Here is a 9434-nt window from a genome sequence, read left to right on the forward strand (position 1 = left end):
AAAAAAATTTGAATTCAATAAAGGTATTCACGGAATTTATGGGTATAGAAATCATGAAGTTGGAGAAACCATAGATTGGTGGTTTGAAAAAATTCATCATGAAGATAGTATTAAAATGTCTGTTAACATTCATAGTTACGTTGAACAAAAAACTGAAAAATGGCAACATTATTATAAATTTCAATGTGCAGATGGTTCATTTAAACATGTTTTTGATAGAGGATTTCTAGTAATGGATGAAAATAAAAATGTTACCAGAATAATCGGCGCTATGCAAGATATTACAAAACTAAAAGAAGAAGAAGAAAGATTAAAATTATTAGAAACTGTTATAACACAATCTAAAGATTCTGTAATAATTACTGAATCTACAGAAAATACAAATGCAATTCCAAAAATCCTTTTTGTAAATCCAGCATTTACAAAAATTACTGGTTTCAAAGCCAAAGAAATAGTAGGCAAAACTGCAAATGTTTTCATGAACAAAAACTCAATTAAAAATGATTTTAAAAAATTAATTCAATCCTTAAAGAAAAAAGAAGAGTTTTGTTTTGAAGCGTTAAATCTTAATAAAAACAAAGAAGAATATTGGGCTAATGTAACAATGATTCCAATAAAAAACGAAAACAATCAACAATCACATTGGATATCAATTCAAAGAGATATTTCAGTTGAAAAAGAAAAAGAAAAAGAACGTGAACAACTAATTAATGAATTAACACAAAACAATAAAGATTTAAAACAATTTTCATATATAACATCTCATAATTTAAGAGCACCACTATCAAATTTAACTGGATTATTAAACCTAATAGAGGATATTCCTATTGAAAACGAAGAATTAAAAGAAATTATATATGGCTTTTCAAAATCTACTGGACTATTAAATGAAACAATTAATGATTTAGTAAAAGTTATTATTATAAAAGATAGTCCATCTATAGATAAAGAGAATGTTACAATAAAAGATGTTTTTGAAAATGTTTTCAATCAATTAAGTTTTTTAATAAGTTTAAAAAAACCATTAATAAAAATGGATTTTGAAAAAGCTGAAACTGTCTTCATTAATAAATCCTATTTTGAAAGTATCTTATTAAATTTAATGACTAATTCTTTAAAATATAAAGATGATATTCGAAAATTAAAGATAACAGTTTCCTCAAAAACTATTGCTAATACTACAGTCATTAACTTTAAAGATAATGGAGTTGGTATAGATTTAGTCAGAAACAAAGATAAAATTTTTGGATTATATCAAAGGTTTCATGATTATGCTGACAGCAAAGGTCTAGGTCTTTATTTAGTAAAATCTCAAGTTGAATCAATGGGTGGAACTATTAGTGTAGAAAGCGAGGTAGGAGTTGGAACAAGTTTTAAAATTACATTTAAAAACAATTAATAATGTTGGATAAAATTTTATGTATAGACGATGATCCAATAACATTAATGTTATGCAAAAAAGTAATATCTAAAACTGAATTTTCTAAAGAAATTGATACTGCTCGCAATGGTGAAGAAGCTCTTAAATACTTTGACAATCTTAAAATAGAAATAGAAAAAAATCAAAACACACTATTTCCTCAACTAATATTTTTAGATTTAAATATGCCGGTCATGAATGGATGGGAATTTTTGGACGAATTTTCTAATAATGGATATATCAAAAGTTTTGCTAATACCAAAGTAATAGTATTGTCCTCGACTATTGATCCAAGTGATGTTGACAAATCAAAATTATATCCAATGGTAATAAACTTTTTGTCAAAACCAATTACAAAAGAAATGTTACAATCAATTATAGAAATATAAAATAAAAAAAGGTACGCAAATGCGTACCTTTTTTTATTTTATAGATATGTAAATTACAAACTCGAAACGTGTTTAGTTAATTTAGATTTTAAATTTGAAGCTTTATTATCATGAATAATATTTTTCTTAGCTAATTTATCAATCATTGATATTACACCAGCAAGCTTTGATGACGCGTCAGATTTATCAACAGCTAATCTAAGTGCCTTAATAGCATTACGAGTAGTTTTGTGCTGATATCTGTTTAAGACTCTTCTTTTTTCGTTACTTCTAATTCTTTTTAAAGCTGACTTGTGATTTGCCATTTTTTCTTAATATTATTTTATAAAAATTTGTAGCCCGTAGGGGAATCGAACCCCTCTTACATGGATGAAAACCATGCGTCCTAACCGATAGACGAACGGGCCAACTTCTTGATTGCGGATGCAAAAATACAACTATTTTTTATTCACACAATACTTCAATGATATTTTTTTTCTTTTTTTTTAATATGCTTTCGCAAACAACACTCTACCAGTAGATTTAGCCCCAGTAAAAAAACATTTACCCTCTTCAACTTCTCTATCTAGAGGTATACATCTAATAGTTGCCTTGGTTAATTCCTTTATTTTTTCTTCTGTTTTTGAAGTTCCATCCCAATGTGCAGATAAAAATCCTCCTTTATTTTCTAAGATTTCCTTAAATTCATCAAATGAATTTACTTCAGTTATATGAGAAGTTCTAAAATCTAGAGCTTTTTGAAATAAATCTATTTGAATTTTTTCTAGCAAATCACTTATATAATTTACAATTCCATTTTTAGAAAGCACTTCTTTGGTTAAAGTATCTCTTCTGGCTACTTCAAAAGTATTGTTTTCAATGTCTTTTGGACCAACTGCAATTCTTACTGGAACACCTTTTAATTCCCATTCAGCAAATTTAAAACCTGGCTTTTGAGTAGTTCTATTATCATATTTAACCGATATATTAAGTTTTTTGAACTGACTAACTAAATCATTTGCTACTTCAGAAATCAAATTAAATTCATCATCTGTTTTAAATATCGGAACAATAACAACTTGTATTGGAGCCAAATTAGGTGGTAAAACAAGTCCGTTGTCGTCTGAATGAGTCATTACTAAAGCACCCATTAATCTTGTTGAAACTCCCCAAGATGTTCCCCATACAAAATCTTGTTTACCTTCTTGATTTGCAAATTTCACATCAAATGCTTTAGCAAAATTTTGTCCTAAAAAATGTGAAGTTCCAGCTTGCAATGCCTTTCCATCCTGCATTAATGCCTCAATACAATAAGTTTCTTCTGCTCCAGCAAAACGTTCTGATTCTGTTTTTATTCCTTTTATTACTGGAATAGCCATAAATTTTTGAACAAATTCTGCATAAACATTCATCATTTTTTCAGATTCTTCTATAGCTTCATCTTTTGTTGCATGAGCAGTGTGTCCTTCTTGCCAAAGAAATTCTGCAGTTCTCAAAAACAAACGAGTTCTCATTTCCCATCGCACAACATTTGCCCATTGGTTTATTAACAATGGTAAATCTCTATATGATTGAATCCATCCTTTATATGTTGACCAAATTATTGCTTCACTTGTTGGACGAACTATCAATTCTTCTTCCAACTTAGCATTTGGATCAACCATTAATTTTCCTGGTTTATCTGGATCATTTTTTAATCTATAATGCGTTACAATAGCACATTCTTTTGCAAAACCTTCAGCATTTTTCTCTTCTGCTTCAAACATACTCTTAGGTACAAATAAAGGAAAATAGGCATTACTATGACCAGTTTCTTTAAACATTCTATCTAATTCTGCTTGCATTTTTTCCCAAATTGCATAGCCATATGGCTTGATTACCATGCATCCTCTAACGCCTGAGTTTTCGGCTAAATCTGCTTTAACCACTAGTTCGTTATACCACTTTGAATAGTCTTCTTCTCTTTTTGTTAAGTTCTTGCTCATAATGAATAGTTTGGCATAAAAATTGTTTTATTAATTTTAACTAAATAGTTCGGCAAAACTAACTATTTTTGTAGTGAACAACAATAAAAATGCTATAGATATGAAAACAAATTATTTTACTTCAAAAAAAATATCCATTTATTCACTATTTGGATTAATTGCAATGGCAATAACTTCGTGTGGTTCATCCCAAAACAAATCTTATTATGATAACGATGGGATATATGGTAATGACAATAAAAAGGTTGTCCAAAAAGACAATTCTAATAGTGCTTATTACAAAGACTATTTTAGTACTTTGAATAAAGAAAATCAAGAAGTATTTACTAATGTAGAGAATTATTCTTCAAACAATAATGATACAATTGTTGTTGTTGAAAATAAATCAAGTGATTCATCTAATTATTCTAGTTGGGGTTCTAACGGAAATGACAATGTAACTATTAATGTTTATGATAGCGGTTATGGTTACGGAAATTGGAATAACTATTGGTATGGAAATAATTGGGGTTGGAATAGTTGGTATGGTCCAAGTTGGGGATACAATAGCTGGTATGGTCCAAGTTGGGGTTGGGGTTATAATAATTGGTATGGAAATTATTGGGGTTATAACAATTGGTGTGGAAATAGCTGGTACGGAAACAACTACGCTTATTCATATGGAAGAAGAGATTCAAGAGCCAATTCTAATATTTATAACAATTATTATGTAGGAAGAAGCAACAACAACTCTATAAGAAATAATAGTATTAGAGATTACAACAGCGCATCTACACCAAGAAATTATAATAACAATAATAGTCCAAGAACTAATAGTGTTAGAAATCCTAATGTTAGAGATTATAATACTACTTCTACACCTAGACCTAATGGTACTGTTTCTCCAAGACCAAGTTCATCTTCTCCAAGAAATACTACATCATCTCCGAGAACAGTTACTACTCCAAGATCAGAATCAACTCCAAGAACAGTAACAACACCAAGAACTCAAACAAGTACACCTAGATCTTATTCGCCGAGTAACAATGGTGGAAGCTCAAGTGGCGGAAGTTCATCTGGTGGTGGTCGTTCATCTGGTGGCGGAAGAAGATAAATATTATTGTTATAAAAATAAAAAATGAAAAGAATTCTAATAGTTTTAATAAGTTTTATTGGGCTTTCATCTGTAAAATCTCAGAATATAGATGATGCTATGCTTTATGCACAAGATAACATTAATGGAACTGCTCGTTTTAGAGCAATGAGTGGTGCATTTGGGGCTTTGGGTGGTGATTTTTCATCATTAAATATAAATCCTGCTGGTTCTGTTGTTTTTTCAAACAATCAAATTGGATTTACTTTAGGTAATTTTAATATTAAAAATGATTCTGATTATTTTGGTGATAAAAAATCTGAAAATAATAATACATTCGATATTAATCAATTGGGTGGAGTTTATGTTTTTGAAAACGAAGACAAAAAAAGTGATTGGAAAAAGTTTGCAGTTGCACTAAATTATGATAATCAAAAGAATTTTAATAATTCTATTGCTGTAACTGGTACAAATCCTACTAATTCTGTTGCAAATTATTTTTTGAGTTATGCTAATGGCATTCCTTTAAGTGTAGTAAATGGAAGTGATTTTAGTTATCCCGATTTATTTTATGATGAACAACAAGCATATCTAGGTTATAATGCTTTTATAATTAACGAAGCAGCAGATTATGATAATGTAACCAACAGAAGTTATGTTTCATTAGTGCCAAATGGTGGAAATTATTATCAAGAAAACTCAATTGAAACTACTGGATATAACGGCAAACTAGCTTTTAATGGTTCTGCTCAATACAAAGATAAATTATCTGTTGGTATCAATATAAATGCTCATTTTTCTGATTATAGAAAATCTTCTAGCTTTTTTGAAAGTAATACTAACAATACATCAACTGATTATTTAGTTCGAAGAATACGTTTCAATAATGAATTATATACCTATGGAACTGGATTTTCGTTTCAATTGGGAACGATTTATAAAGCTACAAAAGAGTTACGCTTGGGATTGGCATATGAATCGCCAACTTGGATGCGTTTATTTGATGAGTTAACCCAAAGTGTTTCTGCAGTTAGCGGAAACAGTACTGGCGAATTAACTCCAGATAATGTAAATCCTCAAATAACAATGATTTACGAACCTTATAAATTGCAAACACCTGGAAAATATACAGCAAGTATTGCTTATGTTTTTGCAAAAAAAGGGCTTCTTAGCTTTGATTATGCTTTAAAAGATTACAGTAATACTAAGTTTTTACCAAAAAACGATTATCAAGATCAAAATAATTTAATGTCGAATGTTTTAGATACAACTAATGAATTTCGAATTGGCGCAGAATATAAAATTAAACAAGTGAGTTTACGTGGTGGATATCGTTTTGAACAAAGTCCTTATAAAAACGAAAAAACAATTGGCGATTTAACTGGATATTCTGGAGGAATTGGTTATAATTTTGGAAATACAAAACTAGATTTGGCTTATTCATTTGCAAAACGTGATTATCAACAACAAATGTTTAGTCAAGGATTAACAGATGTTGCAAAAATAAATTCTAAAAATAATTCTATTAGTGTTTCATTACAATTTGAGTTATAAAAAATATTTAAACTATAAATTGAAAACCATTTGTTGTAACGAATGGTTTTTTTATTAAAAAACAATGCAATTTAGACTTAATTGACTCTTTTGAAAGATCTCAGAAAAAGAAAAACATAGAATTATAAAATGTTTCATTTTTAAAAAAATCAAAATTCAAAGAATATCGCGATTGAGTTCTAATTAAATAACGTAATTTTGCACTCCAATTTCCAAATGATTATGAGAACGAAGTCGCTAAAAAAGAATAAAATTAATGTAATAACACTTGGTTGTTCTAAAAACACTTATGACAGTGAGGTTTTGATGGGACAATTAAAAGCTAGCGGAAAAGATGTTGTTCATGAGCAAGAAGGAAATATTGTAGTTATTAATACTTGTGGATTTATTGATAATGCTAAAGCAGAATCTGTAAACACAATTCTAGAATATGCTGATAAAAAAGCTCGTGGAATTGTTGATAAAGTATTTGTAACCGGCTGTTTATCTGAAAGATATAGACCCGATTTAGAAAAAGAAATTCCCAATGTAGATCAATATTTTGGAACTACTGAGTTACCTCAATTACTAAAAGCACTTGGTGCCGATTATAAACATGAATTACTAGGAGAAAGAATTACAACAACTCCTAAAAATTATGCTTACCTAAAAATTGCTGAAGGTTGTGATAGACCATGCAGTTTTTGTGCAATTCCGTTAATGAGAGGAAAACATGTATCGCAAACTATTGAAAAATTGGTTCGTGAAGCCGAAGGTTTGGCAAAAAACGGTGTAAAAGAATTAATTCTTATTGCTCAAGATTTGACCTATTACGGATTGGATATTTATAAAAAACGTAATCTTGCTGAACTGCTAGAAAATCTCGTAAAAGTTGAAGGAATTGAATGGATACGTTTGCATTATGCATTTCCAACTGGTTTTCCAATGGATGTTTTAGAATTGATGAAACGCGAACCAAAGATTTGTAATTATATTGATATTCCGTTACAGCACATTTCAGACAAGATTTTAAAATCGATGAAACGTGGAACAACTAAAGAAAAAACTACAAAATTGTTAAAAGAATTTCGTGAAGCTGTTCCTGGAATGACTATTAGAACTACACTTATCGTAGGTTATCCTGGCGAAACCCAAGAAGATTTTGTAACAATGAGAGATTGGGTTCAAGAAATGAAATTTGAACGTTTAGGATGTTTTACCTATTCTCATGAAGAAAACACTGGTGCATTTGCCTTGGTTGATGATGTTCCTGAAGAAGTTAAAAAAGCTCGTGCTGCCGAAATAATGGATTTGCAATCGCAAATTTCTTGGGATTTAAATCAAGAAAAGATTGGACAAACCTTTAAATGTGTTATTGATAGAAAAGAAGGACAACATTTTATTGGAAGAACAGAATTTGATAGTCCAGATGTAGATAATGAAGTATTGATTGATGCTGCAAAATTTTATGTAAAAACTGGAGATTTCGTTATGGTAAAAATCATTGATGCAACAGAATATGATTTGTATGGCGAGCCAGTTTAGAATTTTTATATATAAAAATAAAAAAACTCCTAATCAATTAAGTTTAGGAGTTTTTCGTTTTTAACCAACCTTTTATTGATGTTTTTTTTATGCTTTTACTACTACAGTTCCTTTAAAAGTTAAAACTTTTGGAGTTTCCTCTGCACTAGTAGTAACAGTTACTGTTTTGGTAAATGAACCAGCAGCAGCAGCATTGTAAGTAGCTTTTACAAAACCTGTTTTTCCTGGAGCAATTGGTTCTTTAGTATAATCTGCAGCAGTACATCCACATGCAGGTTTTACATTTGTAATTATTACAGCTTTATCACTTGTGTTTTTAAATTCAAATTGTATTGCTTTTGGAGTACCTTGTGGAATTTCTCCAACTTCAACTACTTCAGCTTTCCATGCTAATGGTGATGCGATAACAACTTTAGAACTTTCGTTTTTTATATTTGGATTAATAGTAAAAGACATTAATCCTAATGTTAATGCTAGTATTGAAATTTTAATTATTTTCATAAGATTTAATTTTAAAATTATTTTTTAATATTTTAGATACAAGTTTTATATTGCTTTCTAACAATACAAATATAGGGTAGTATAATCTATACAAATGTTAAGCGCATTCAAATGTTTGTTAATGACTTGTTAATCGCAATTTAAACCACATTTTTTAAGTATTTTTGAATTGTTATAAAAATAAAGCAGCATTAAAAACATACTATTTGAAAACAAAAAACCTAAATATTATTATTGTTCTTGGACTAATTGCAACAATTGGAATATTGATAGTCCAATTACTATGGACAAAAGAAGCATTTAATTTAGAAGAAAAAAAGTTTTCTCAAAAAACACATATTGCTTTACTTGAAGTTGTAAAAAAACTTTATCAAGGCACTAATAGTGAACTTCCTGCCGAAAATCCTATTAAGAAAGTTGCCAATGATTATTATATAGTTAATGTAGAAAATGATTTTCAACCAGAAATTTTAGAATACTATTTAAAAACAGAATTTGCAAAGTTTAATATCAATACCGATTTTGAATATGCAATGTATAATTGCCAAAGTGATGAAATGGTTTATGGAAACTATATATCACATTCTGACAAAAAAACAACCAAATCAAGTATCAATTTTCCAAAACATCAAAATCTAGTTTACTATTTTGCTGTAAGATTTCCAAATGAAACTTCTTATTTAATGAGTTCACTTAGATTTTGGTTTGTGTTATCAATTGCATTAATAATAATTCTTTTGGTATATGTTTATTCTATTTACACCATTATTCAACAAAAAAAATACTCTGAATTGCAACGCGATTTTATTAATAATATGACGCATGAATTTAAAACTCCTTTATCATCCATCCTACTCGCTTCTAGTTATTTAAATAAACAAGATGTCATAAAAAGTGATGAAAAGTGGAGGCTGCCTGCCCCTCTTCGGGGTGGCACGTCGCGTGCTCATGGGGACCGGCGATGATGAAGAAGCTCGCCACCGTCCTGTCTCTCGCGCTCACCACCAGCG

The 9434-nt window shown here is 29.4% G+C and carries 9 protein-coding genes and 1 tRNA gene; 6 read left to right on the forward strand and 4 right to left on the reverse strand.

Annotated features, from left to right (window positions below):
• Both ACH2BO_RS01695 and ACH2BO_RS01700 read left to right on the forward strand, forming a co-directional pair.
• Nucleotides 1-1399 (forward strand): PAS domain-containing protein (locus ACH2BO_RS01695; protein ID WP_395043032.1); only part of this gene is annotated, 1399 nt, incomplete at its 5' end.
• A 2-nt stretch (nt 1400-1401) separates the two neighbouring features.
• A complete protein-coding gene (locus ACH2BO_RS01700; protein ID WP_395043033.1) occupies nt 1402-1809 on the forward strand; it encodes a response regulator in 408 nt (135 codons plus the stop codon).
• A gap of 53 nt (nt 1810-1862) precedes the next feature.
• Here ACH2BO_RS01700 and rpsT read toward each other — a convergent pair whose 3' ends face one another.
• The 3 genes from rpsT to proS all read right to left on the reverse strand — a co-directional run bounded on the left by rpsT (nt 1863) and on the right by proS (nt 3773).
• Nucleotides 1863-2114, reverse strand: coding sequence for a 30S ribosomal protein S20 (gene rpsT / locus ACH2BO_RS01705; protein WP_395043034.1), 252 nt, complete (start codon nt 2112-2114; stop codon nt 1863-1865).
• A 30-nt stretch (nt 2115-2144) separates the two neighbouring features.
• Nucleotides 2145-2216: transfer RNA gene (locus tag ACH2BO_RS01710), tRNA-Glu, on the reverse strand.
• A 78-nt stretch (nt 2217-2294) separates the two neighbouring features.
• The gene (gene proS, locus ACH2BO_RS01715; RefSeq protein ID WP_395043035.1) at nt 2295-3773 is read right to left on the reverse strand and encodes a proline--tRNA ligase; all 1479 of its coding nucleotides are present in this window, start codon (nt 3771-3773) and stop codon (nt 2295-2297) included.
• A gap of 100 nt (nt 3774-3873) precedes the next feature.
• Between proS and ACH2BO_RS01720 the strand changes: the two genes are divergently transcribed.
• From ACH2BO_RS01720 to rimO, 3 genes are all read left to right on the forward strand, one after another.
• On the forward strand, nt 3874-4866 hold the full coding sequence (locus ACH2BO_RS01720; RefSeq protein ID WP_395043036.1) for a hypothetical protein: 993 nt from the start codon (nt 3874-3876) through the stop codon (nt 4864-4866).
• 24 nt (nt 4867-4890) lie between these two features.
• Entirely contained in the window at nt 4891-6399 is a 1509-nt protein-coding gene (locus ACH2BO_RS01725) for an OmpP1/FadL family transporter (RefSeq protein ID WP_395043037.1), read from the forward strand.
• Nucleotides 6400-6621: 222 nt separating this feature from the next.
• Nucleotides 6622-7923 carry a 30S ribosomal protein S12 methylthiotransferase RimO gene (gene rimO, locus ACH2BO_RS01730; RefSeq protein ID WP_395043038.1) on the forward strand — a complete coding sequence of 434 codons (1302 nt, stop codon included), beginning with the start codon at nt 6622-6624 and terminating at the stop codon, nt 7921-7923.
• Between the two features lie 87 nt (nt 7924-8010).
• Here the strand turns inward: rimO and ACH2BO_RS01735 are convergent, their stop codons facing one another.
• Nucleotides 8011-8424: a DUF1573 domain-containing protein gene (locus tag ACH2BO_RS01735; protein WP_395043039.1), complete on the reverse strand. Its 414-nt coding sequence runs from the start codon at nt 8422-8424 to the stop codon at nt 8011-8013.
• A 206-nt stretch (nt 8425-8630) separates the two neighbouring features.
• Here ACH2BO_RS01735 and ACH2BO_RS01740 point away from each other — a divergent pair, with 206 nt between their 5' ends.
• On the forward strand, nt 8631-9389 hold the full coding sequence (locus tag ACH2BO_RS01740) for a histidine kinase dimerization/phospho-acceptor domain-containing protein (RefSeq protein WP_395043040.1): 759 nt from the start codon (nt 8631-8633) through the stop codon (nt 9387-9389).
• Nucleotides 9390-9434 lie beyond the last annotated feature (45 nt).

The organism is Flavobacterium sp. (assembly GCF_043773265.1).
Classification (GTDB): Bacteria; Bacteroidota; Bacteroidia; order Flavobacteriales; family Flavobacteriaceae; genus Flavobacterium.